Origin of the sequence: Paenibacillus sp. N3.4 (assembly GCF_008017805.1) — a bacterium.
Lineage (GTDB): Bacteria > Bacillota > Bacilli > Paenibacillales > NBRC-103111 > Paenibacillus_E.
On record NZ_VRTT01000047.1, the window covers coordinates 13,806 to 38,574 of the forward strand.

The window sequence follows — 24,769 nt, forward strand, 5'->3', positions numbered from 1 at the left end:
TACAAAAAACCAAAAAAATGGGCTATACAGCGAAGAGAAATGACGAAACATCTTACATGAAATCAAGAAAGGAGATAACCAGGATGGAAATGCATTTAGCCGCGACATTCTCAAGCATGGACGATCTGGAGCAAGCAGCTGAAGCGCTTCAGCTGCAGGGGGTTCTTGCTATTAATTTTGATCATAGCGGTACCTTATTGGTTAATTATCAAGCTGAAACCTTTCTACAATCCATAGACAGCTATTCGATTACGCCCACTTTCTCACTTTCCGTGAGCGTAGAGAAATCACGCTACCGTCAAGCTGAAGATACCATAACTAAATATGGAGGGCAGCTCCATAAAGGATTTTAATCTTCATATTTGCCTATGATATCCATTAGCTGTTGCAGTTCCTTCTCACTTAAGTATTTTTTGAGTGTTTCATTGATACTCTTTAATTCGTCGGCTGTGATCCCGTTTTCCAGCATGGCCGATAAATTTTGAACCTCAGTTTGGGGGAGCTTGGCAATAACAAGAGAAATATTTTCATCTTATCGTCGCTGGAAAGAGCCTCTTTCTTCTTGGCGAATTGTTCAGTCGACATGACAATTTCCCTTTTTGGCTCCGCAGCATCGGTATGCGCTCGACCCATAACGGCAACAGCATCATCCTTGATGCCCTCGGAAGCTCCCTTTGCGTTTGCTCCTGCTGATCCCGATGGGGCTTGAGTGGTTGAATTACCGCTATTGGTTTCGCCGCTGGACGGGCTAGAACTTGGAGCAGGCTTTGGTGATACAGGCGCCATTGTTGGTGCAGCCTGCTTTCCCCCATTTTTGGGTTTCATAACGAACAACTCGTCGGCCAATCTTGTCGCAAAATCCTTCAATTGGATTTTCTGATTCAACGCCGGAATCTGGTATTGTCGAAATATATCCTCCACGTACATATTCACCACATACCACGTTGTAAACATCGCTATTGCGGTTATTAGGACGGTACTCACAACGATTTTACCCAACCACGATATGAATTTCATTCTCTCTATCACTCCTGCCGTCTAATCAACTGCTTCCCCTCCAGTATTGACGAATTCAGCGCCATTAAATCCCTATAAACAAAAAGAAATCCGCTAAGCTAAGGAACAGCCTAGAGGATTTCTCGTTGAAATAGCTTATTAAATCGATGCTAAGTAAATGTTAAGCGTAGATCGGGCGAACAAGATTCGTTTGCTCACGATTACGACCAACGGAGAAGATAGCTATTGGAATGCCCGTCAGTTGAGACACACGCTCCACATAATGTCTGGCATTCTCAGGCAGATCGCTTAAAGAACGTGCCCCTGTGACATCTTCCGACCAACCCGGAAGCTCTTCATACACAGCTTCGCACTCAGAGATAGCTTTCAAGCTTGCTGGGTAATGCTCGATCAGTTGACCGCGGTACATATACCCTGTGCAAATCTTAACGGTTTCTAGACCCGTTAGAACGTCGATTGAGTTCAGAGATAGACCTGTAATCCCGCTGACACGTCTTGCATGACGCACAACGACACTATCGAACCAGCCTACACGGCGTGGACGGCCTGTTACGGTCCCATACTCAAAACCTTTCTCGCGAATCCATGCTCCGATTTCATTATCCAGCTCCGTAGGGAACGGGCCATCGCCAACACGTGTCGTGTACGCTTTGGCTACGCCAATAATGTTATGAATCTTTGTTGGACCCACACCGGAACCGATACATACACCACCCGCTGTCGGGTTCGACGACGTTACATACGGATATGTACCTTGGTCGATGTCCAGCATCACGCCTTGTGCGCCTTCAAACAGCACTCTGCGGCCTTGATCAATGTATTGGTTCAGGACTACAGACGTATCTGTCACATAAGGGCGAATAATCTCCGCATACGCGAGATACTCTTTAAGAATAGGCTCTACATCCAAGCCTTTGGAACCATAGACTTGTTCAATCAATACATTTTTCTCAGCAACGATACGTCTAAGTTTGAGTTCAAACTCCTCAGCATCCATCAAATCAGCGATACGGATCCCGTTACGGGCAGCTTTATCCATGTAGCAAGGGCCGATCCCTTTGCGCGTTGTTCCAATTTTGCTATCGCCTTTACGATCTTCTTCGAGTCCATCCAACACCAAGTGATACGGCATAATGACGTGCGCGCGATCACTAATATTCAGGTTCGTAGTTGTAAAACCATTATCATGAATGTAATTAATTTCTTCAATGAGTGCAGCCGGATTAATCACCATGCCATTCCCGATTACACAAGCTTTGTCTTTATAAAAAATACCGGAAGGAATCATCGTCAGCTTGTATTTCTTATCGCTGATAATAATCGTATGGCCTGCGTTGTTACCACCTTGATAACGAGCAACAACCTCAGCGGATTCTGCTAAGAAATCCGTGATTTTACCTTTACCTTCATCTCCCCATTGCGTACCGACAACAACAACCGTTGACATGTGCACTTACCTCCGTACGGTGAACGAGTCACCCATAATGAGCCGCTATGGCTTTAGTACCACAAAGGAAAGTTGGACTTCATTAAAGCGCTAAAGCGTTCTGTGTCCATTCGACTTTCCTCTTGGCGATGTAACTACCTCTACTCGTAATTCATTTAACTTCAAAACCGAATTAGAGGGCATACTCACCGCAAAGGATTACACAGGGTTCATTCGGCAGTGATCTGCAAGAAGGAACCTACCTTTCGGCATGAAAAACGACCTTCACTCGAAGCTGCCTTGCTAAATGCAGACGATCGACAAAGGTTTTTTCACCGTCTCTAGTGTAGCAGTCCATGTAAGCAAAGTCAATGAAAAACGAACAATTAGAAAGTCCTATGTATAATTGTTCGGATATTGCACAAGCTATTCGGTTAGTTAGGATTTGATCCAACCCTTCCGTATATGAAAAGCAGCAGCCGTCAATATTGACCGGCTGCTGCTTCTTGATGACTTCTATCCATATTCACGAACTTATTGAATTGCTTGAGGAAGGCCAACTCGACGGTACCAACCGGCCCATTCCGCTGTTTGGCAATAATAATTTCGATAATATTCTTCTTCTCCGATTCCTTATCGTAGTAATCATCCCGGTACAGGAACGCTACGATATCGGCATCTTGCTCGATGGATCCGGATTCCCGAAGGTCAGACATCATCGGACGCTTGTCCTGCCGCTGCTCAACGCCCCGGCTGAGCTGGGAAAGCGCGATAACCGGCACATTCAGCTCACGCGCAATCTGCTTGAGCGTACGGGAGATCTCAGAGACCTCCTGCTGTCGGTTATCCCCTTTGCCGCGACCGGCAATTAACTGCAAGTAGTCGATAAGGATCATACCGAGTCCTTTTTCCTGCTGAAGACGTCGACATTTTGCACGAATATCGGCGACCGTAATCGATGGTGAATCATCAATATAGATATTCGCTTCGGATAAAGCCCCAATGGCCATCGTGAGCTTTTCCCAATCGTCACCTTCCAAATAGCCTGTCCGCATACGGTTCGCGTCAACGTTCGCTTCTGCGCAAATCATCCGCTGTACGAGCTGAGCTGCACCCATCTCCAGAGAGAAGATGGCGACCGTTTCCTTCGCCCGTACACCGACATTCTGAGCGACATTCAAAGCGAACGCGGTTTTACCTACAGAAGGCCGCGCAGCCAGAATGACAAGATCCGAACGTTGGAAACCGGACGTCATTTTGTCGAGATCCAGGAATCCCGAAGGAATACCCGTAGATCCCCCTTTATTCGAGTAGAGCTTCTCTACCTTCTCGAATACCTCCATGAGCACATCGCGAATCACGACGAAGCCGCTTGAGCTGCGGCGCTGGGAAATCTCGAGGATCTTGGCTTCAGCCTCGCTGAGCATGGAACCTACATCATCTTCATTGGCATAGCCATTGGAGACGATTTGTGTAGCTGTGCGAATCAATCGACGCAGCATCGACTTCTCTTCCACGATGGCCGCGTAGTAGTCAATATTAGCTGCCGTTGGTACGGCATTGGCCAATTCGGAGAGATACGTTACGCCGCCGATCTCCTCAAGCTGCTGCTTGTTCTGCAATAGGGAGGTCAAGGTGATCAGATCGACCGGTTCCTGGTCTTCCGCAAGCTCCACGATTGCTTCAAAGATGCGCTGATGCGCACCGCGATAGAAATCATCACTGGATATGCGCTCCATAGCGGTAATCAACGCATCGCCGTGAATCAAAATAGCGCCGAGCACAGCTTGCTCGGCTTCTATATTTTGTGGGGGTACACGATCCATAAACATATTATCTCCGCTCATGCTGATGTACCCACCTTCCTTTTTTCCTTAACCTGCAAATTAGCAACAACTACTTCTCTTCCGTTACTTGTACATTCAAGCTAGCTGTTACTTCGCTATGGAGTTTCACAGAGAGCTTCGTGACACCAAGGGTACGAATCGGATCTTCAAGGACAATTTTCCGTTTATCGATAACGATCTTATACTGCTTCTCAAGAATTTCCGCGATTTGTTTGCTGGTAATCGCACCGAACAAACGACCGCCTTCACCGGCTTTTGCCTTAATTTGAACGGTCATTTCTCCTAGCTTTGCGCCTAGCTCTTGCGCATCCGCTTTCTCTTGATCCTTGCGACGCTGCTCAGCTTTCTTCTGATTATCCAAAACCTTAACCGTACCTTGTGTAGCTGGCGCGGCAAGCCCTTGCGCGATCAGAAAATTCTGTGCGTAACCCTCAGATACTTCTTTTACCTCACCTTTTTTACCTTGGCCTTTTACGTCTTTCAATAAAATGACTTTCATTCGAAAAGCCCCTCCTCTTCCTGCATTTCATTAAGTACTTGCTTCAATCGTTTCGTTGCTTCCTCTAAGGTGCCATCCATCTGCGTTGCGGCATTCGTCAAATGACCGCCTCCCCCCAGACGTTCCATCACGATTTGGACATTCATCTGTCCTAACGATCTGGCGCTGATCCCGATCAGTCCATCCGGTCGTTCGCCGATGACAAAAGAAGCCATAATATTCGTCATATTCAACAATGTATCAGCTACTTGCGCAATCATCAACTGAGAATATTTGCGATTTGGCTCAGCAACTGCCAAAGCAACATGCTCGAAGATCGTTTCTGTGTGCTTGATTACTTCGGCTCGTTCGATATACGAATCCAAATCTTCCTTCAGCAAACGCTGAATTAGCGAAGAATCAGCACCGTTTCGACGTAAATAGGATGCCGCTTCGAACGTTCTCGCTCCTGTTCGAAGGCTAAAGCTCTTCGTATCTACGACAATCCCTGCGAGCAGGATCGTCGCTTCGAGCACTTCCATTGTCAGCTTCTCATTAATATACTGGAGCAGTTCAGTTACAAGCTCGCACGTAGAGGACGCGTAAGGCTCCATATAGACTAGCGTGGCGTCATGTATGAACTCCTCGCTGCGTCGATGGTGGTCGACAATGACGATCCTATGCGTAAGCTGCAGAAGCTTGGGTTCCGCCACCATAGAAGCTTTGTGCGTATCCACGACAACGGCAAGCGAACGCTGGGTCGTAATTTGCATCGCTTGTTCGGGAGTAATGAACCAGCGGTGCAAGCGCTCGTCCGAAGAGATCGTTTCCATCACTTTCTGGATCGACGGGTTCACACCTTCCAATACGATGTAGCCTTCTTTACCGACGACTTGTACGGCTTTCAAGACACCAATAGCTGCGCCTATAGAATCCATGTCCGGAAAACGGTGGCCCATAATGATCACTTTATCGCTATCCTTCATCAAATCCCGCAAAGCATGTGAAATCACTCTCGCCCTTACACGTGTGCGCTTTTCTACGGCATTCGTTCTTCCCCCGTAAAAGGAAAGCCGCTGGCCTACTTTCACTGTCACTTGGTCGCCTCCGCGGCCTAGCGACATGTCTAGTCCCATTTGGGCCATTTGACCAAGCTCCATAAGCTGCTCAGCACCAGAGGCAATTCCAATGCTAAGTGTCAATGGCAGCTTATTTTCAATGGTTAGATCACGTACCTCATCTAATATCTCAAAACGGGACTGCTCTAGCTGTCGCAATCCTTTCTGATCCATTAGGATGAGGAATCGATCCGAAGAGGTGCGGCGCAAATACAGCTGATTTTTTTGTGCCCATTCCGTAATTTCACCGGTAACCTTGGCCAGCAGAATACTGCGCGTTTGATCATCAAGTCCCTGCGTAGCTTCTTCGAGATTATCCATCATCACGATGCCGATTGCTGTCTTCTCGTCTTCATATTTCTTCGCAAGGTTCGCCTGTTCGGTAATCTCACGGAAATACAGCAAACGTTCTTCCGGACGAATCCATACTTGATAAATGAACTTCCCTACAGCGAGTTCCATCTTCTCGGTTTTGTCTTTCTTACTTTGAGATCTGGAAAGTGCTCGTAAATGGACTCGCCAATGACAGAATCCTGCTCAAGCATTTTCGCTACAAAAGGATTATGCCATTCGATTTTCTTCTCTTCATTATACAAGACAATTCCGATAGGGAGACCGCTCATCACTTCATTGCCGGCTTTTTTCACTCGATGGGTAATCGTTCCTACATACGTATTCAGCTCTCGGCGAAAAGCCGTCTCCGCTTGCAGCGTATAATAAGCCAGCAGTCCACACAGGAGGAACGCCGTTACGCCTAGCCACCATTTGAACATATAAATAATTGCCGTCAAGCAAATGAGCAGAACGAAAATCCACACGATATGTTGACCGTGCCACCGCTTTAAAAGGAACTTCGGCATTCGAACTAGCCCCTAATCCTATAAATTTTTCTTGAACCGTTCACGGATTGGAAACGCAACATCAAATACCCCTAATAAGCTGTACACGATAAAGAGAGGCGGCATAAAACAGACTAACACAATCGCTGCGATAGGTAATATCGGCCTCCACTTGTTCGCGTGTGCCACATAGAATAAAAAACAAATTGCCTGAATAGCAAAAGCCAGCATGAGAAGCGGCATAGAATTCATAAGTATGGTGGAGATTAGCGAGTTGGAATTAGGATTGATAAATAAATCCAACACAAAAGCAATCAGATAGACCCATACCAGCGATCTTTGGAGCATTCTTTCGCGCATGGGCCGTAAACCCGGAATGCCTTCACCGGTTTTGTTGAGCAGCCATCGGCTAATACCGTGAGATAGGAAGGTGTAAAATAATGCGAAAAATATTAAATACAGAGGGATTACATTCACCACGTAATTGATGTAATAATCCTGATCCTTGGGCAAAAGCACTCTAAGTGTCGAGGGCATTGTCGTCACATAGTCGATCATGAATTGTTTGAATTTGGCCACGGGATCAAACCCGAGCGCATAACCCATAACAAGACTAACCAGAGATTCGGCTAAAAGCGTTATCGTTCCTGCCGTTAGTACAGATCGTGCCGCGGCTTTGCGTTTATATAAGTTCCCCATAACGAGCACTGGAGGTAAGAAAAACAACGATACCGAGATCAGAAAAACCCCATGCCACTGGGTAAGCACATAGACGACTAACAAACTCAGCACATAACTAATGACGAACCCTTTTGTGCTTGTTTTAACATATAACATAAGAACTGGAATCATGAGTAGACCAAACGTGAAAATAATGATTGGCGTCATTAACGATAGTAATAGAACGACCGTTACAACACTCCAGATCAAGCCTTGCAAACTTCGATTCCCCAACCGGGCTCACCTCTTACGTAAATGTTCTTCCAACGATGATATGTCACCGTACCAATCCTCAAGTTGATGGCCCTCTTGGCGGTGCTTCTTCATTTTATCTACAATTGCTTCATCCAAACTGCGATAGGAAATGCCTAATCTTCTGCCGAGAATATAACCACTGGAAATCAAACTAGCTAACCCATCGACAATCTTAATCTGGCTTCCTTCCCATATCCCTTTGAGCAAATGGGCAACATGGTCTACGACTTCTGTCTTGAGCCATTCAATGACTTTGGCCCGCCTCGCTAGGTCAACATCCTTTTCCCTATTTGGCAACGGTCATCTCTCCCAATTCAACAAAGACTATACCTTCAATACCTTCAATTATACCACAAAAGACAGTAAGAAAAGAAAGCCTCTCCAAAGCTGCTCGGTTGCCTTATTTAACAATATTTATTTTATCCCAAATCATGGTTTATCTTGCTTTCTATCGACATCTTGGCATACAAAAAAGACAGCCGTTAGAAACAGCTGCCTTCTAGGCTAATCCTATTCCGTTGTGTAAGGCAACAATGCGATTGTACGGGAACGCTTGATAGCGATCGTCAATGCACGTTGGTACTTAGCGGAAGTACCAGTTACACGTCTAGGAAGAATCTTCCCGCGCTCACTGATGAACTTCTTAAGCGTCTCAATATCTTTATAGTCAATGTGCTTGATTTTGTTAACTGTGAAGTAACAAACCTTACGACGTTTGCCTTTACCGCCTTTGCCACGAGGAGCAAATTTGCGATCGCCGCGATCTTCACTATTGTTATCTCTTTTTTGGAAAGCCATGTGTTTGTTCAGTCCTTTCTACTTTAGAATGGCAAGTCATCATCGGAAATGTCGATCGGTTTTCCGTCATCAATGAAAGGATCCTGCTGCTCGCGTGATCCACCGCCTCGATTGCCCCCGCTTCCGCCGCCGTAGCTAGCGTTTGCGTTAGATGATCCTGCACCTTCTTCACGGCTTCCGCCGCTGTTACTGGATTCAAGGAAACGTACATTATCGGCAATAACTTCGGTCACATAAACTCTCTTGCCCTCATTGTTGTCGTAATTCCGTACCTGAATACGTCCTTCAACTGCTGTTAAACGACCTTTACGCAAATAGTTCGCGCACGTTTCGGCAAGCTGCCTCCACGTTACGATATTGATAAAGTCCGCTTCCCGTTCTTTCGACTGTGAATTCGTGAAAGGACGATCTACAGCCAGTGTGAATTGCGTAACGGCTACGCCAGCTGGTGTATAACGAAGTTCTGGATCTTTGGTCAATCTACCGATAAGAATTACACGGTTCAACATAGAACATTCCTCCTGACGAAAATACTGGCATGCATTAAGCTACGTCGTTTACGATTAAGTGACGAATAACTTCGTCCGAAATCTTAAGTACGCGATCAAGTTCGGCTACAACAGCAGGTTCTGCGTTGAAGTGTACCAGCACATAGTGCCCGTCACGGAACTTTTTGATCTCATACGCAAGACGGCGTTTACCCATCAGGTCATGTTTGGAGATTTCTCCCCCACCGTTCGAGATGATGCCTTGGAACTTTTCTACCGTAGATTGAACGACTTCTTGTTCAATATCCGTACGAATGATGTACATCAATTCATATTTGCGCATGTATTTCACCTCCTTTTGGACTAAGCGGCCCCTATTCAAACTTGTAAACAAGCGAATGGAGCAAGGAGCGAGGATTCTTATTCAAAACTCGCACCTGAATACTATAGCAAATCGAACGACATATTACAAGTTTTTCTCTCATAAAAATCAGAAGGATGAAGCTGGCAATCAGCTGTATACATGATCCCTTTTATTAAGGGTAATCTAAACACGATTGTTATTCTTGAGAAAAGGGTGATCATAATGGGCGAATGGACACATTTCAATGCCGGCGATCATGTTCCCAACGATGGCGAGTATATGGAAATAGGTGAAAATGCTTTTCACATGGGCATTAACAATCCCAAAACGGTTACCTTAAAAAAGGGTGATACGTTCCCAGAAACGAGCAATCACAATCGCAAATGGCATCGCAAAGGATTACGGCAGTAAGTGAACAAGACAAGGAGAATCAAGCCATGAGAACTTTAACGTTTACCTGGCTGTTTACCTTCCTTGGTGCAGCCTTATGTCTGGTTCATTATTTATTTCATGATCATGATGCTTTTTACATGCTTTTCTATGCACTCAGCGTGCCTGCTTGGTTCGTTTCTACGTTTAGCAACATTTATGACATTTCCATGACGCGAATGCTTGTCATCTACGTCTTAACGATTGCTACATGGACGCTTGTTGGTTATGTCATCGACCGTTACTCCGTGAGTTATAGAACGAAGAGAAAGCAAGAAAAATAATGTCATACCCCTAAACACTCGTTTGGGGGTATTTCTTATGTTAATTCTCCTTCACGTTTTGGTAGATTTCATATATAATTTACTATAACTACCAATCCTAAAACGAGGTGATATTCTTGAACCCTTTTATACATAAACAGCAGGAAATAACGTCCCCTGATGCCATCCAGTCAGGTCAACCTTCCAAGGCCATTAGTCGTAGGAAGTTGTTGTCTACACTAGGTGCGGCTGGCATAGCTTTGGCAGCGGGAGAAACTTTTTTAACCGGCAGTTCTGCTCAAGCGGCATCAGCATCCACAACCATTTATAATGTCAAAGAATTCGGCGCTCGCGGCAATAGCCGTTATGACCAGGATGACACTCCCTTCATCCAAAATGCGATAGACAGCGCTGCCCAAACAGGCGGGATTGTCTTCATTCCTGCGGGGATGTATTTCCTTCAGACGCCTCTGCGTCTTAGCTCCAATATAACCCTCATGGGCTCAGGTAGTAACAGTATCCTTCATGCCGCCATGAATAAAATCAGCGTATTAAACGGTTCAGCCGTCAATCAAGTGCATATCCATCGGCTATCCTTCCAAGGGCTGGGATCCTTCGCTTCTAATAGTATGCCTCTGATCGAGTGCGGTATTTCCCTGACCAAAGCCACGAATATTCGCATTACGGATTGTCTTTTCTCCATGATCGACAATGGCGTGAAGTCTATCGATTCCAGCGGTGTTGTCGTCGATAATTGTTTCTTTGATGGTATTATCGGGGCCTTGGATTATGATAACCAAGGCTATGGTATCTGGTGTAATAACGGCAACGACCATACGCTGGTAAATAATCGATTTACTATGATGTACCAAAGCTGTATTACATTACTGAATGGAAGCAGTCACGCGATAATAGCTAACAATCACATTCAGAAATCTTATCAGTCCGGTATCGATCTCTCATCAGGAGCCAAAGAAGAACCGTGCCAATTTAACATCATTCGAGATAATACAATCGAAGGGTTAGTAAATTCAAGCGGGAATAAGGGCTACACTTTTGGTATTCGCCTCAGAGGCGGCTGCATCTCTAATTTAATAACTGGCAATATCCTCAATGATATCGACGATCAAGCCATTACGCTGGAAGGCACTGGGGATGCCAAAAAAAATCGGCCTCAGGCCAATACTCTTACTGATAACCAAATCTCGTCGATACGCGACAAGGGTGTTGTTCTAATTAATGCGTATAGCAACCGAGTCAGCAACAACCTTATTCGTAATTGCAAAGGTGATGGTATTCTGCTTTCGTCCAAGGGCAAAGATGAATGGTCTTACTGTGACAATAATCACTTGGTGACCAATAGTATAACCAACTGCAGCGGAGCACCTCTGCGTATTGCTGATGCCAGCTGCCGGGAAACGATTATATATGGAAACATCGGTTCAGGTAATACCGAGAAGCTCATCGACAAAGGCACGAACACGAATACTGCTGCTCTATAAAAGAAGAAGGCCATACAACCACGTTCTAGCGTGGAAGTACGGCCTATTTTTATTTCTGAAAGACTCTTTTCTCGGACATTTTCCCATCGTCAAAATAGACAAGGTCCACATAATATCCGGGTTGGTCAGAAATCTCAAATTCATATGTTTTCTTCCCATTTTCTTCTTTGGCTAATTTACCCTTGGACCCTGTTTGTTTCACCATGTCATCGTAGGTGCTGGTTAAGCTAATTTTTTCAACTTGTGCTTTCGTAACTTTAGGTAATGGTTCTGCTTTAGGCGTGCTGCTTCCAGCGCCAGGAGTCCCTGTTGCAGTCCCTCCGCCAGTTGGCGTTCCACTTGTCCCTCCCGTCGCCGTAGGAGCCCCTGGAGAAGGCTGTACCGTCGTTGTTGCTGCTGGGCTTGTGGTACTTGTCCCATCCTTCTTAGAGCATCCTGTGACCACGACAGCCACCACCATCATCATCATGAACCATATTCTCATATGTCTCTACCTCCTCATAGCCTTCTTCTGCACAGACGTGCTTTTATCTTGCTTCCTTGTCTTCCCTTTTATCCCTGTGGATAGCAAAAGAGCCCCCTACGTCTTATTTGACGTAAAAGGCTCTTAAAATGTTCATATGTAATCCCTAACCATAGATACGGAAAGAGTGGGAGTCGAACCCACGCACGCCTCGCGACGCCTAACTGATTTCGAGTCCAGGAAAGGCTTGTCTTATCAGGTTTAGCTTTATTACATAACCTAGATGATTTGAACCAACCTAAGTGTCTAATATCAGAGTATATCTAAAGTTAATTTATGTCCAGTTCTTTCGCTGATTCACATTCAATAAAATTAAGTTCGTTTTCCTCCTGAATACTCAGGATGCTAAGATCGATAGGAATCATAAGAAGTTTGCTCAGTTTGTTATATAAATATGTTCTGAAATTTAGAATTTCATCAATTTTAACCCTGTCCGAATCATAAATTAACAATATATCAAGATCATTTGGTTCATTATTCTCTAATGAAGAACCAAATACGTAAATGTTAATGGCCTCTTTTAGCTTCTCTCTCTCTTCTTTCACGCTCCTCTCGAGTGATAAAATTAATGAATTTTTCTCCATCAACATATAAAGCACCCATGAATTCATTTATTTTAAATAGTGCAATTCCATTATTTGCTGCTGCTGTTTTCCCTGAATTTGAATAGCTATTCCACATGCTAATAGTTATTATGCAGTTAAGGTCCTTATGTTGAGACATTATTTCATATACTTCCGCTTCACTAACTACATAATAATTAGTCAGGAAAACTCGCAGGTTTCTTCTGTTTGTCTTTTTAACCAGAAAAAGTTGTTTATCAATTTGTTCGACATCGGTAACCTTAGGATGTCCACCTACTCTTGATAAAAAAAACTGTATGCTCTCTGGTCTTGGGACTTTTTCATATTTCCCCAATTCAGGCATGTTCTCACCCCATGTCTAAGGATTTAAGATATTTGTTATTTCTTTCGGAAAAGTAGCAGCATTTCGATCTTTATACTCTGATAGATGATTATCCTTGAATCCTTCAACATGATTTATAAATGCATCAAAAATATGTAATTTGGATTTTGGCACTAGGTCTATATTTTCCCTTAAAAGATCGACAATCCTTTGATTATTGGGAATGATTACTTCCCTACATTTTTTTTCCCAGATTGAAGCTGAGTCTGAAATAAATTGTTGAGCCCTTACACTATAAGGTCCATATTCTAGGAATACTCTTTCATTTTCCCGAAATAATATAACTAACTTTTCTTTAATCTCTTTATACCTATCTTCAGTGCTTTGTTCCTCCTTTGGAGTGAGAACAACTAAAGCCCCTCTGTCTTCAGTTCTAATGGGGTCAATCATGATTGATCTTATCACTCTAACTAAATCATCTTTAAGTAACCCAATTAAATGTAACGCATTTTCGTATTCTTTGTATATCCCTAGACCTTGATACTTTTCTTTAAAGATTCTTAACTTTTGTACTTGTTCAAGATTAACATCCCTAGGTAGATCTCGTTTTGAAAAGTATAGCAATATTGGTTTTCTATCTTTTATGAATTCTTCAATCTCTTCAAGAGTTCCTGAATCGTATCTTTCCGTCGGAGAACCTACCTTTGTCCAAAAAGCCCCGACAAGTACATCGCAGCCTCTAACTAATTGTCTATTCAATATCTCCTGAGGATTACCTCCGCTAAATTCAGGAGTGGAATGTGTTTCCCATCTAACAGGTAGTAACACTCTTCTCTCTTGTTCTGAATTTACAACATTCCATTCATAGATTGCTTGTGAGATTGCTTCTCTTTCTTCTTTTACATCAGAAGGCGAAGCAATTAATACCTTGTATACTGAAGCATCATAGCCCATGCAAAGCCTCCATTTTATCTTATGTAATGTTATACAAAATTGACCTGAATTTCAGCTTCTTTCAATTCTTTCATCAATTGAAGCTCGATTTCTTCCACAGACTCCCTGAAAGGTAGATAAACAATACCATCGATGTCTGACGGTATTTCAACATTTACTCTATTGATACAACAAACATTGTTTCTGCCTAGTTTGCCATAAAAAAACCTAACTCAAAAATTACATTTTGTCTTGCTCGAAATTTGTAATCAGGGTATTCAGAATTTAAGGCTCCAATATCATCTGGTGTTAATAAAACAATTGCATATCTAACATTTGAGTACTTTTCAAATTTTTCTATAATAGATAAACCATTATTAGCCATCCTTTGAAGTACTATTGGCTCCAATCCTATTCTCCGAACAATATTCTCTGTTTCTAGAAAAGCTGTCCTGTCCCGACCATGGACAATAAAAATCCGACTTCTTTCTAACTCTGACGGTGTGGTTTGCTTTACATCTTTAGACTGCTTAGATGATGTAACGCTCGGAAACATGCTTTCCAGTATATTAATGTGATTAATCAAAGATTCGTATCCGATATCATTTATAGTTTTTCCTGTATTAGAAAAATGAAAAGGTTCAAAATGAAACTCAATTAATCCTAATTTCCTAATACTCTTATTCATATCAGAAACATATTTATTGAAAATTTCCGCCCTTTTCCAATCACCTTTATAACTTGTGATATCTTGTAACGTCCTCTTTAGTTGGAAAATAACTGTATTATTACTATTTTTCACTCCTAGCCTATTCATGCAATATTAATAATTATAACATACAAAATATTACAAAATATTGTTTTCAATATTTGGAGTAATACCATGACCCTTTCTTACCCGCCTGTGGTTATAAATATGTTATGTCTTATGAACACTGTGTTCATAAGTATGCAAAAAAAGACAGTTCTAAAAAACATAACATACTATCGTATCTTACTAGTTTCTTTAAAAAGTTCCTTTGTACATACCATTATTATTCGGATGACCGTAAGAACATTTCTTTGCCTTTATCTTCAAGAAAATAGTATCTATATAGCTTCTACTATCCTAAAAATGAACGATTACTCGTATGTAACCTAAATTTTCAATCGTTCGATCTTTCATTCATTGAATTGCTTTCCTTAGCTCATTATTAGGAGGTTCATCAAATCGCTGAAGTCGTTTGAATACCACTAGTTCAGTTATTTTCAATAAGGCATTAAGCGCTAAGTGCCTTGCTAGAGGATGTGCTACTGTATTTTCGCGGGCGTAGAAGTATGACGGTTACTTAACAATAGCACGGTCGAGGCGTAGCCTTGGCCGTATGAATTGGACGAATGATCTTCTCGGACAAGAAGCGCTCATTGCTATTACGGATGCCTAGCGTTCAGTTTTGAAACTGTTCGGGAGCATAAGAGCCTGCCGCGTTCCTCTACGCTTCCACGCCAAGAGCGTTCGCGTCAGAACTATTAATAGAAATAAATATAATTTCATCGCGTAGATTTGAGGGCGGCGTGCCGGAATCAAGCAAGGGGCGCACTATGCCCCGCGCTAGTCATTCCCTTTGCTCAACGATGGCTGTCAACAGCCGACGCGAGCTCTACTCCGCGAATATCAATCTCACACACTTTCGATGAAAATTCTTTTCCGATACGGTGATCGTGAACTCTAGCAGCTTCGCGAGAGTCTTTCCACTAATACGACGACGGCGGCCTGGTGGCGTTGGGTAGAACGTTGCTCCGTAAGTCATGCGGATGCGACCTCCACTTTCGTAATAGGTATACGGGAATGGGCTTCACAGAAATGGAATAACAAAATTGTATTAACAACGACAAAAAACCTCCGTAGACAGCAAAAGCACTGATTGCGGGGGTTTTTCATCAATTTCCAAACTAATATGATACCCCTTGCGTTACAATAACTTTCAATATTAGGATATTGAAACAACTTCGCCTTCCTTACTCAAGACACTCTCAGTGCTTAATAGAAACTCTTTGTACCTCATACTTTCTCTAATACTGATAAAAATAGGCCACTCTTTTAGATTTATTAAAGTAACATCTTTTGGATATAGACTAGGTAATAAAGAAAAGAAACCATCAACATCATCCTTTAAAGAAAGCAAACAGAGCCTAAATATATCCTTTCTATCAGAGAAATCTTTCACCTCTAGATCTTCTTTAATTAAAGAGTAATTATTCATACTTTTTATACATAGCCAAACGTTTATTTGAGCTCTTAGAAGACTATCAGAAGAAGCACTCTTCTCTGCAAGAAAAAAAGTGTACATATCTTTTGCAAGAGCCCATTTATTGGCTCGCATATAATTATATGCGTATTGCATGATTAGCTCTTCCCTATCCGAGCTTTTCTTCTCCATTTTTTGCCACATTTCTAATGCTATTAATATTCCTATCCTTTCTAACAAATCTATCGATTCTTCGATGTATTCATTAGTAATTTTTATTGATTGACCTAGCTTATATTTATCTTTATTTTTCAAACTCACCTTAGACAGATATATATTATTTACAATTCCATCATTATGTACAATAATGTTTCTCCTTTGAAATATCTCAAAAACATCGTCATTACAATCATTAATAAAACTGAGATTGCATTTAAGATTTTTTGTGAGATAGTCTAACCAATCCGAGTAACTTTTCCTCATAATTGTCTCGACTTCATTTTCGATGAGAAACATTTGAGCATTTTCAAGTGACCCTAGTCTAACGATTTCATCGAATGTTAAGGACTTATCATTTATGTTAATAGACTTTGGGTGTTCAGATATTCTTTTTGTTATTAACTTTGATATTAATATTTCGAAGAATACAACTAGATTTATTATGCTGCTTTTATATAAAATATTAATTTGATTTGCATTGAGATTATATTCGTTAATTAAAGAATCCGCTTTACTATGACTTTTCATTCTTACTACATCACCATCAGATATAATTTTTATACCATAAAGCTCATATACATGATTTTCTAGTATATCAACTGCCTCTGTTAATTCTTCATTTTTCTCTGGGTAAGCTTTATATCTTGATATCATTTCAATTACACTAATGAATTTTTCGCTCTCAGAAGACTCTTCAAATGTTTTTTTACTCCTAAATACTGCCTCAACACTCTTTGCATATGACTTTAAAGAGGTCACATTCAAAATATAGCTTTCTATGATGCTATGATATTCTGAAAATCCAATTTTTTCAAACATTCATATCCCCCCATTTATTAAATAATTATGCAACTATAACTATTTGATACATTATCTCACAAACCTCTTTACTTTCGTTACCATAAATTTCGATAATTAATAAATTGACCAATACAATTAATATAGATGTCTCGCCTTACATTTTGTTCGTTATTAGAGAGAAGTGACAATATGATACGTTTACGTTAATGGCATGACAAAACTTCTTTTCTATGTGGCCGTTTAATCGTAATAGGTTTTTAAGCGTTTCTAGCCCGTAAATTAGGCGCGATTCAGCGTCGGACAAGGAAACGTCTGTACCACTCTAATTTGACGCAAAAAAGCACAGTCATCCCGCGAAGGAGCTACGCTCAATTTGAGTTTCTAGCTTAACTAACTTTCATAGGTTCTACTATTTCTTTTGAGGCTTTCAATGACATTCGATATAAAATAAAAGACAGACCGGTGAATATCAGCACCAATTAAGAAATGTCCCAGTAAGTAGTGACACTACTAACGCAACCACGAAAAGCAACTCCGCTCTCCTCAGCTCCTTAAATGAAAGCACACCACCAAATAAGTACTGCAACATGATTACAGCACCGGCAGCACTTGATATTATTTACGGAGAACTATCTGACAGCATCCCCGTAGTATAATTTCTGTACGAGTATATACCGACTAGAATCGCTAAGAATAGAGCGGATATTCCCGTTGCTAAACGCGTCACTACGTTCCCCTTTATTCGTAATTTTCCATTATTATACTATATACGATTTAAGCCCGCCATTAGTTTCATCACATAACCGCAAAAAAGCGCCACCCTACCGCGATTAGGCGATAAGATGACGCTCTTTGTTACGTTCTTACTTTGCGAAATCTTGCGGTACATCGACCTCGCCGATTCCGCCTTTCATGATTACGAAGAATGCGAAATCTACGAAAAAAGAAGCGACGTATTGGTTTCGGCCCTACTCCTGCAGAAGCCCCGCAGACTTACGTAATTCATTCGCTCCTTAATCCGGTAAGTTCGCCGCCTTTCGGAGTTGCTGCGCGAGCCAGTGCAGATAATCGCGCTGCTTGGCGTCTCCTGCTTCGTGCCATGCCGGCGAGATCCACATATTAACCAAGGCTTGCGCTACTACTCAAATCGCAAATATTCTCAGTTGATGATTACGAATGCTTAAAATATAATAGCATTAGCAAAGTGGAAAATGGTAGAAATAACACAACAATACTGCCCGTCCTCACTTACAGGAATTTTATGCTATAATATATCTAGCAAAGTTAGCGGATGGGATGAGAGGGGGTTCTGATCCTTCTTGACAACGTATGAGACGATGACGCTTATGATAGCTTTCGGCGTACTTATAATTACATTGCTTAATTTAATTGTTCAAATGCAAAAGAAAAAATAGCCTCACCGATGAGATGAAAGCTACTTTTACAAAAACCTGAATCGCTTTGCTACAACGACCGAGGTGTTCGAGACCTCGGTTTTGTTGTGTATATGTTTATTTTACTCTTGTATTATATAGAAGTAAATAATTATATTGACTTTAATACGTCATTAATACTTATGTGTCGAAACGTGTCGGATCATTATTCGGAAGGCAACGGACTAAACCGCTTATGATGTTCCAAGAGATCCTCTCCACTTATCTGTACATATTTTCGCGTAGTAGCTATATCCCATGTCCCATCATCTTCATTAATAAGAATACGTCCATTCCGTTGATCGCCGCCATCGTTGCAAAATTATGACGTAGAACATGCGGCGATACCCTTTTATCTATCTTCGCTTTCTCCGCGTAGTTTACAAACGACTTCTGTAACATCTTCTCGCTCAATTTCTCACCGCAATTCGTTGTAAAGACGAATGAACTCGTAAAGTGTTCCTCTGACTCCGCGATAAGTTGCTTTAACAGTCGGATATTATCAATTGAAAGAGGTAAACGCAAGATTTACGATTCTTATTTTTCACAGCCGGTTAAAATAATCTGCTTTTTAACGAAATCCACCTCCTTTTTCTCTAGTGGGCATATTTCATTCAGACGCATACCGGAATCCAAAATTAATATTAAGGCAATATAATCTCTCCATTGAACGAACGACTTCTGATCTGGAGCTCGCAGCAGCCGTTTAAGCTCGTCTTCTGACAGCGGCTGAAACGTATCGATGTCCTGATACGCATCAGGGACAGCTTTACAGCCAGATTACGGTCTTACCTTCCTCTGGTGGAGAATATTAAAGAACGTCCTTAGAACCCGTATACGCACGTTTACAAACGGAGCAAAGCCGATCCGGTCCTTACTAAACTCCAATTTAATCGGATGGCCTTCGTAATAGCCCTTTTCATTCGCGTAACAAAGCACATAATCGCAATCGCGCATTATCGACGCGGTAACTTCTTGAATCGATACTTCTCCGTACTTCGCGCAAATCCATTCTATGAAATAATCTATAATTGCGATGCAGCCGTGGAGAGTACGTTCCTTCAAATTATTGGCGCGATTAATCTTCATTACGAAATCAATCACTTCTCGCAGTGTATAGTTCGGTATATTAACGTCGGGCAACGGTTGGCGATCGAAAACCTGATTGCGCCCCGTCCGCTTATCTTTCTGTTCATTAACTCGTTTACTAATCCGCATAAATAAAAAACCCCCTACGTCATTAACGTAGGAGGCAGCGAGTCAGTTAGGTCAAACCGGATCAGCTAGCGCTATTATTCGATTATTTCGGACTGCTTTCGCTTACATAACGTACTGGAAACACCGCATTGGCGCATCTTTTAAGCATCTACGGAAAGAGTGGGAGTCGAACCCACGCACGCCTCGCGACGCCTAACTGATTTCGAGTCAGCCCCCTTGGACCACTTGGGTACCTTTCCATGAAAAGCGAGAACAGGACTTATTGTATCAAAAAAGTCAGGCTCTCGCAAGTCTTTTTCCTAATCGATTTATGAAGACTCTTCTATGCTTTCCGGATTCGATCTCAACACCTTTTTCAGCTTGCTTTCGAACTTTGTTCTCGGCACCAATACACTATGTTTACAACCTACACATTTAATACGAATATCCATGCCCATCCGGATAATTTCCATTTCATTGGAACCGCACGGATGCGGCTTCTTCATTTGTACAATATCACCGAGCTGGTACTGTTTCTTCTCCATCTTCGTCCGCCTCCGCCTTTTCCGATTTTACGAACTACCCTACAGTCTAGGAAACCTCTATTTGTGTAATATCCAAATGCTTCTTGATCTCCGTATTCAAGAGTCTCGTGACATCAAACTGTTTATTTGGCTTGCACTCGGCAATAATTCGAATCTTCAGGTCTGTACTTCCAACAACTTGAACACCGAGCACCTCAGGATCTTTGACAATATCTTCTGTAAGAAGCTGCACTTGTTTTACCGTTTCTTTCAGCGTTTTAGTTGCCTGATCAATATCTAAATGATTCGGAATGGTTACATCAACCACGGCCAGCGAGTTATACGTTGAAAAGTTCGTTACCTGCTTGATGTTCCCATTCGGAATGATATGAACCTCACCTGTCCAACTCTTAATTCGCGTGACTCTAATCCCAATCTCTTCAACAGTCCCTTTGAATTGATCAATCTGAATCACATCTCCGACACCGAATTGATCTTCGAAAATAATGAAAAATCCCGTAATCACATCTTTCACCAAACTTTGTGCTCCGAAACCTATAGCTAGCCCTAGTACCCCTGCACTTGCTAATAAAGGTCCTAAATTTATGCCTACCTGCCCAAGAATCAGCAAGATGCAAATGAAATTAATCGTGTATGAGATTAAATTATGTACGAGTCTACTTATTGTATCTGATCTTCTTCTATTAAACTTAAGAGGAGATTTGTCCCTTGCTATCATCATATGAGACAACGCAGTCTCCGCAATTTTGATACTTACCTTCGAGATGACATAAATCAATATAATCTTTGCTATTGTCCAAATTATAGAGGTAACAATTTCTGGTTTACTAACATGCTCGCGGATCCAATCTAAACATTGCGTTACTAAGGTCATTCAAAAGACCTCCCAATTTCATTCCATGGTAACATATTTATCATCCTCTTTAATATATATGCCTCTTATTTCTACATGCTCAAGTTGAATAATTTCTTCTACCTGCGCTAGATTCTCTCCCGGAAATTCAATAGATAACGCGCATCCGGCTGTAATTTCTTTTGGCGTTGGCCTGATATCAATTTCGATATCTGCATACTCTAGCAGCATTTCAGCACGGAGTGCCTGCTGCGTAGAATCAAAAGCAAGCAGCATTATGGAAGGTTTCAGGAAAATCACTCCTCTCGCTACGTATAAATGTCCCTATCTCTCCATATACTAGTAAAAAAGAAGGCAGCACTTGGAGGGATTTTATGAAGTTCCAATTTGGTTCCAATGGATCCGTAGATAACCGTTTAGCACCACTGAAAATCCAACATACAGATGCCGATACCCCATATCTTCTTTCTAAACATCTACAAGCCATTTTCAGCAAGCTACCAAACTATCAACCTATCGTTGTCATCTGTGTTGGAACGGATCGCTCGACAGGTGATTCTCTCGGACCTTTAGTCGGTACGCATCTAAACCGTACCAATCTTCGGAACCTCCATCTCTTTGGAACCTTGGATCAACCTGTTCATGCATTGAATTTAACTGAAACCGTAGAAACGATTCATAAACAGTTCCAAAATCCTTTCATCGTAGCTGTCGATGCTTGTCTAGGCCAAGTATCAAGCGTAGGGAGCATTCAAGTCGCTGAAGGACCACTTAAACCTGGTGCCGGTGTCAATAAAGATCTACCGCCTGTTGGAGATATCCATGTTACTGGCATCGTTAACGTTGGTGGCTTTATGGAGTATTTTGTTCTTCAAAATACACGACTTAGCTTAGTTATGAGTATGGCTACTATAATAGGTGACGCTCTTCATTCTGCTTTGCGACGCTCTCAAGCTTACGTGCCAAGTGCTACGGCTGTTTTAAAGTTTGATTAATCGCTTCTTTTTCCTCTGGACTCAAAGAGTAATTCGATTGCCCCTTAACAATTGGTTTGGCATATAGATATGTCTGCTCTCGACTATGAATCCCAGTTAGAATCACACCATCCTGATACTCATCAAGGATCGCAATGGTAAAGCTCATATCACTGCCCCCTCTGTCACCAAAAGCATTATATCGGTGAATCGCAACTTTCGATTTCATTTTGGTCAATACTTCACGAATACGATCCACTTGGGCTGAAATCGATACCGATTCGGCCTTTTGCATGTTGATCGCATTTTGCATAGTAATGATTAACTCTTCCATGTTGTCTGCTTGAGATCCATTTATCATTCGTACATATTGTTTACGCAGTGATGATAATTTAGAAAACAAAATGAGAATACATACAAATAATACGATAATCAAGGCCAAACAAATTAAAACAATTAACCCTCCATCAATGCCAAACATTTCCCCCATGTTATCCCTCTTCCTACCTTATGCATATTGTGCACGAATTTCTTTGACAGCGTCAATAAGTGCTTCTATTTCCTCATTTTTAGTCAAATAACCAATGCTCGCCCGAACTGCACCTTTCTCTAATGTGCCAGCTGCTTCATGGGCTAATGGGGTACAATGATACCCTGCTCTGACGGCAATTTGAAACGATTGATCAAGAATGAATGCTGCCTCTGAGGAATCCACATCCTGAATATTAAAGGAAACGATTCCTGTTTTATTTTGTCCAAGCGCAGGTCCAAGTACCGACACTCCTTCAATTCCCAGAAGTCCTCCCATTAATAATTGTGTCTGGCTCCATTCTTTTGCATGTATCTTCTCGACTGTTTCATGCAATACGAATTTAACACCCTCATTTAATCCGGCAATCCCTACCGTATTTTGAGTCCCTGCTTCATAGCGATCAGGGCGTACTGTCGGTTGATGAACAGCTTCCGATTGACTCCCTGTCCCCCCATGCAGCAATGGCTCCAAATTAATGTCTGGATGAATATATAATCCCCCCGTTCCCTGAGGCCCTAGAAGGCCCTTGTGGCCCGGAAAGGCTAACATATCGATATTCATATCACCCACATGGATAGGCAACACACCGGCGCTCTGAGCCGCATCTACTAACAGCCTCACACCATGCGCACGACAGATCTCCCCAATCTCTGCTATAGGCATAATGGTTCCTAATAAATTAGAACTATGATTCACCACGACAAGGGTTGTATTTGACTTTATGGCCTGCTTTAAATCATCAAGCTTTAGATTGCCTTGTTCGTTATTTACTAAATAAGTAAGCTCTACTTGATTAGCAGCCTTCAAATACTCAAGAGGTCTACGAACAGAATTATGCTCAATGTTCGTGCATATGACATGATCGCCTGGCTTCACGAATCCTTTAATAGCTTGATTTAACGCATGCGTAGTATTCAAGGCAAAACTTATATCATTCGGATTGCGAATGCTGAATAAGCGAGCCAAATTTTTTCTTGTATCAAATAATACTCTACTGGCTTGGACAGCCATCTGATGACTGCCTCGGCCTGGGTTAGCTGCGTATTCATGCATACATTGCATCATCGCTTCCATCACTGCTGGCGGCTTTGGCCAGGAGGATGCAGCTTGATCAAAGTAAATTATCGGATTCACACTACCCTCTCCTCACAAATATAGCATACCTTAGTTTAATCCTTCTTAGCGAAAGAAAACCATGGTATGCTATCTAATTTTAAGAAATCTTACCTTGAAGCAATTCCAGTAGACGATTCAGATCATCCTTAGAATAATACAGAAGTTCTATCTTACCTTTATCCTGCTGATTTTTTATTTTCACTGTTGTTCGGAAAATATCTCTTAACTGCTCTTCAGCTTGATTAATGTAAGGATCTCTGTTTTTTTCTTTTGGCTTTGCTTTTTCCTTTTCCGTACCTGGTTGTTCTTCAAGCATTTTTACTGCCTCTTCAAGTTCTCTTACACTCCATTGCTTACTGATTGTGGTATCAGCAAGTTCTTTCTTTGTCTTATCGTCCTTTACTCCGACAATTGCTCTTGCATGACCCATCGATAATGTTCCACGTGAAACATATTGTTTGATAGATTCCGGTAATTGAAGAAGTCTTAAGAAGTTAGCAATATGCGACCTGCTCTTCCCTACCTTGGCTGAAAGTTCTTCTTGTGTTAAAGAGAACTGGTCAATTATGCCTTGATACGCAAAAGCAATCTCCATAGCATTCAAGTCTTCGCGCTGCACATTTTCGATTAATGCAATCTCCATTACTTGTTGATCAGAAAAACTTCTTTCAACAGCTGGAATTGTTGCTAATCCGGAAACCTGCGAAGCTCTAAACCTACGTTCACCTGCAATGATTTCGAACCCTTTTAAAACTTTACGAACGATAATCGGCTGGATAACTCCATGTTCTTTAATGGAATCGGCCAATTCTTTAATGCTATCTTCATTGAAGTGTTTTCGTGGTTGATAAGGGTTAGCTCTAAGTTGTGACAGCGGAATCTGAATGACTTTATCACTATCATCAATATGCAATGAGGTAATTAAAGCGTCTAAACCTTTGCCTAAACCTTTAGACATACCTTTT

29 protein-coding genes, 1 tRNA gene and 3 pseudogenes are annotated in these 24,769 nt (G+C 41.8%); 7 read left to right on the forward strand and 26 right to left on the reverse strand.

The annotated features are described in order from the left end of the window. The first annotated feature begins 83 nt into the window (after positions 1-83). The gene (locus FU659_RS21850; protein WP_147949491.1) at positions 84-353 is read left to right on the forward strand and encodes a hypothetical protein; all 270 of its coding nucleotides are present in this window, start codon (positions 84-86) and stop codon (positions 351-353) included. Between the two features lie 82 nt (positions 354-435). Here FU659_RS21850 and FU659_RS21855 read toward each other — a convergent pair whose 3' ends face one another. The 10 genes and pseudogenes from FU659_RS21855 to rpsF form a co-directional block, all read right to left on the reverse strand. Next, on the reverse strand, positions 436-1,017 hold the full coding sequence (locus FU659_RS21855; protein ID WP_147949492.1) for a hypothetical protein: 582 nt from the start codon (positions 1,015-1,017) through the stop codon (positions 436-438). A gap of 160 nt (positions 1,018-1,177) precedes the next feature. Then, entirely contained in the window at positions 1,178-2,464 is a 1,287-nt protein-coding gene (locus FU659_RS21860) for an adenylosuccinate synthase (protein ID WP_147949493.1), read from the reverse strand. A gap of 461 nt (positions 2,465-2,925) precedes the next feature. Then, a complete protein-coding gene (dnaB, locus tag FU659_RS21865) occupies positions 2,926-4,290 on the reverse strand; it encodes a replicative DNA helicase (protein ID WP_147949494.1) in 1,365 nt (454 codons plus the stop codon). A 49-nt stretch (positions 4,291-4,339) separates the two neighbouring features. Continuing rightward, positions 4,340-4,789 (reverse strand): 50S ribosomal protein L9, encoded by a 450-nt coding sequence (gene rplI, locus FU659_RS21870; protein ID WP_147949495.1) that lies wholly within the window; start codon positions 4,787-4,789, stop codon positions 4,340-4,342. Next, a pseudogene (locus FU659_RS21875) lies at positions 4,786-6,746 on the reverse strand (DHH family phosphoesterase). Before FU659_RS21875 ends, rplI begins: the two are co-directional and overlap by 4 nt. An 18-nt stretch (positions 6,747-6,764) precedes the next feature. Beyond that, a complete protein-coding gene (locus FU659_RS21880; protein WP_261807961.1) occupies positions 6,765-7,679 on the reverse strand; it encodes a YybS family protein in 915 nt (304 codons plus the stop codon). 6 nt (positions 7,680-7,685) lie between these two features. Continuing rightward, positions 7,686-7,997 carry a MazG-like family protein gene (locus tag FU659_RS21885; RefSeq protein WP_147949496.1) on the reverse strand — a complete coding sequence of 104 codons (312 nt, stop codon included), beginning with the start codon at positions 7,995-7,997 and terminating at the stop codon, positions 7,686-7,688. 213 nt (positions 7,998-8,210) lie between these two features. Beyond that, positions 8,211-8,498 carry a 30S ribosomal protein S18 gene (gene rpsR, locus FU659_RS21890; protein WP_029196139.1) on the reverse strand — a complete coding sequence of 96 codons (288 nt, stop codon included), beginning with the start codon at positions 8,496-8,498 and terminating at the stop codon, positions 8,211-8,213. 23 nt (positions 8,499-8,521) lie between these two features. Further along, complete coding sequence (gene ssb, locus FU659_RS21895; protein WP_147949497.1) at positions 8,522-9,007, reverse strand: single-stranded DNA-binding protein; 486 nt, start codon at positions 9,005-9,007, stop codon at positions 8,522-8,524. 34 nt (positions 9,008-9,041) lie between these two features. Next, positions 9,042-9,329 (reverse strand): 30S ribosomal protein S6, encoded by a 288-nt coding sequence (gene rpsF, locus FU659_RS21900; RefSeq protein WP_147949498.1) that lies wholly within the window; start codon positions 9,327-9,329, stop codon positions 9,042-9,044. Positions 9,330-9,572: 243 nt separating this feature from the next. Here rpsF and FU659_RS21905 point away from each other — a divergent pair, with 243 nt between their 5' ends. The 3 genes from FU659_RS21905 (at position 9,573) to FU659_RS21915 (ending at position 11,544) form a co-directional block, all read left to right on the forward strand. After that, positions 9,573-9,761: a YjzC family protein gene (locus FU659_RS21905; RefSeq protein ID WP_147949499.1), complete on the forward strand. Its 189-nt coding sequence runs from the start codon at positions 9,573-9,575 to the stop codon at positions 9,759-9,761. Between the two features lie 26 nt (positions 9,762-9,787). Next, on the forward strand, positions 9,788-10,063 hold the full coding sequence (locus tag FU659_RS21910) for a hypothetical protein (protein ID WP_147949500.1): 276 nt from the start codon (positions 9,788-9,790) through the stop codon (positions 10,061-10,063). Between the two features lie 116 nt (positions 10,064-10,179). Then, positions 10,180-11,544, forward strand: a complete 1,365-nt coding sequence (locus FU659_RS21915) for a right-handed parallel beta-helix repeat-containing protein (RefSeq protein WP_187274303.1) — start codon at positions 10,180-10,182, stop codon at positions 11,542-11,544. A gap of 49 nt (positions 11,545-11,593) precedes the next feature. On the opposite strand, the gene FU659_RS21920 is transcribed toward FU659_RS21915, so the two are convergent. The 7 genes and pseudogenes from FU659_RS21920 to FU659_RS21945 all read right to left on the reverse strand — a co-directional run bounded on the left by FU659_RS21920 (position 11,594) and on the right by FU659_RS21945 (position 17,172). Then, a complete protein-coding gene (locus tag FU659_RS21920) occupies positions 11,594-12,028 on the reverse strand; it encodes a hypothetical protein (protein WP_147949502.1) in 435 nt (144 codons plus the stop codon). A gap of 308 nt (positions 12,029-12,336) precedes the next feature. Beyond that, entirely contained in the window at positions 12,337-12,612 is a 276-nt protein-coding gene (locus tag FU659_RS21925; protein ID WP_147949503.1) for a nucleotidyltransferase domain-containing protein, read from the reverse strand. Further along, positions 12,575-12,994 carry a hypothetical protein gene (locus FU659_RS21930; RefSeq protein WP_147949504.1) on the reverse strand — a complete coding sequence of 140 codons (420 nt, stop codon included), beginning with the start codon at positions 12,992-12,994 and terminating at the stop codon, positions 12,575-12,577. The genes FU659_RS21925 and FU659_RS21930 overlap by 38 nt, the downstream gene beginning before the upstream one ends. Positions 12,995-13,009: 15 nt before the next feature. Then, positions 13,010-13,927, reverse strand: coding sequence for a hypothetical protein (locus FU659_RS21935; protein ID WP_147949505.1), 918 nt, complete (start codon positions 13,925-13,927; stop codon positions 13,010-13,012). A gap of 29 nt (positions 13,928-13,956) precedes the next feature. After that, positions 13,957-14,723: pseudogene (locus FU659_RS21940) on the reverse strand (TIR domain-containing protein). Between the two features lie 823 nt (positions 14,724-15,546). After that, a complete protein-coding gene (locus FU659_RS35700; RefSeq protein WP_187274304.1) occupies positions 15,547-15,696 on the reverse strand; it encodes a hypothetical protein in 150 nt (49 codons plus the stop codon). Between the two features lie 180 nt (positions 15,697-15,876). After that, positions 15,877-17,172 carry a hypothetical protein gene (locus FU659_RS21945; RefSeq protein WP_147949506.1) on the reverse strand — a complete coding sequence of 432 codons (1,296 nt, stop codon included), beginning with the start codon at positions 17,170-17,172 and terminating at the stop codon, positions 15,877-15,879. 907 nt (positions 17,173-18,079) lie between these two features. Here FU659_RS21945 and FU659_RS35705 point away from each other — a divergent pair. Together FU659_RS35705 and FU659_RS38950 are read left to right on the forward strand one after the other, a co-directional pair. After that, a complete protein-coding gene (locus FU659_RS35705; protein WP_187274305.1) occupies positions 18,080-18,277 on the forward strand; it encodes a hypothetical protein in 198 nt (65 codons plus the stop codon). A 196-nt stretch (positions 18,278-18,473) separates the two neighbouring features. Next, positions 18,474-18,569 (forward strand): putative holin-like toxin, encoded by a 96-nt coding sequence (locus FU659_RS38950; RefSeq protein ID WP_147949507.1) that lies wholly within the window; start codon positions 18,474-18,476, stop codon positions 18,567-18,569. Between the two features lie 267 nt (positions 18,570-18,836). Here the strand turns inward: FU659_RS38950 and FU659_RS37450 are convergent. The 6 genes and pseudogenes from FU659_RS37450 to FU659_RS21975 all read right to left on the reverse strand — a co-directional run bounded on the left by FU659_RS37450 (position 18,837) and on the right by FU659_RS21975 (position 21,458). Then, positions 18,837-19,331: pseudogene (locus FU659_RS37450) on the reverse strand (tyrosine-type recombinase/integrase). Between the two features lie 36 nt (positions 19,332-19,367). Further along, positions 19,368-19,805, reverse strand: coding sequence for a hypothetical protein (locus FU659_RS37455; protein WP_261807963.1), 438 nt, complete (start codon positions 19,803-19,805; stop codon positions 19,368-19,370). Between the two features lie 151 nt (positions 19,806-19,956). Continuing rightward, positions 19,957-20,044 (reverse strand) — tRNA-Ser (locus tag FU659_RS21960). Between the two features lie 69 nt (positions 20,045-20,113). Beyond that, the gene (locus tag FU659_RS21965; RefSeq protein ID WP_147949508.1) at positions 20,114-20,329 is read right to left on the reverse strand and encodes a DUF951 domain-containing protein; all 216 of its coding nucleotides are present in this window, start codon (positions 20,327-20,329) and stop codon (positions 20,114-20,116) included. A 46-nt stretch (positions 20,330-20,375) separates the two neighbouring features. Then, positions 20,376-21,203, reverse strand: coding sequence for a mechanosensitive ion channel family protein (locus tag FU659_RS21970; protein WP_147949509.1), 828 nt, complete (start codon positions 21,201-21,203; stop codon positions 20,376-20,378). 18 nt (positions 21,204-21,221) lie between these two features. Next, positions 21,222-21,458 carry a putative Se/S carrier protein gene (locus FU659_RS21975; RefSeq protein WP_147949526.1) on the reverse strand — a complete coding sequence of 79 codons (237 nt, stop codon included), beginning with the start codon at positions 21,456-21,458 and terminating at the stop codon, positions 21,222-21,224. 98 nt (positions 21,459-21,556) lie between these two features. Between FU659_RS21975 and yyaC the strand changes: the two genes are divergently transcribed. Continuing rightward, positions 21,557-22,177: a spore protease YyaC gene (gene yyaC, locus FU659_RS21980; RefSeq protein WP_147949510.1), complete on the forward strand. Its 621-nt coding sequence runs from the start codon at positions 21,557-21,559 to the stop codon at positions 22,175-22,177. On the opposite strand, the gene FU659_RS21985 is transcribed toward yyaC, so the two are convergent. From FU659_RS21985 to FU659_RS21995, 3 genes are all read right to left on the reverse strand, one after another. After that, positions 22,152-22,646 (reverse strand): DUF4446 family protein, encoded by a 495-nt coding sequence (locus tag FU659_RS21985; RefSeq protein WP_147949511.1) that lies wholly within the window; start codon positions 22,644-22,646, stop codon positions 22,152-22,154. The two genes, yyaC and FU659_RS21985, sit on opposite strands and share 26 nt — an antisense overlap. 18 nt (positions 22,647-22,664) lie before the next feature. Beyond that, positions 22,665-23,762 (reverse strand): aminotransferase class V-fold PLP-dependent enzyme, encoded by a 1,098-nt coding sequence (locus FU659_RS21990; RefSeq protein ID WP_397356270.1) that lies wholly within the window; start codon positions 23,760-23,762, stop codon positions 22,665-22,667. A 139-nt stretch (positions 23,763-23,901) separates the two neighbouring features. Continuing rightward, entirely contained in the window at positions 23,902-24,762 is an 861-nt protein-coding gene (locus tag FU659_RS21995; RefSeq protein ID WP_147949528.1) for a ParB/RepB/Spo0J family partition protein, read from the reverse strand. Positions 24,763-24,769: the final 7 nt, after the last annotated feature.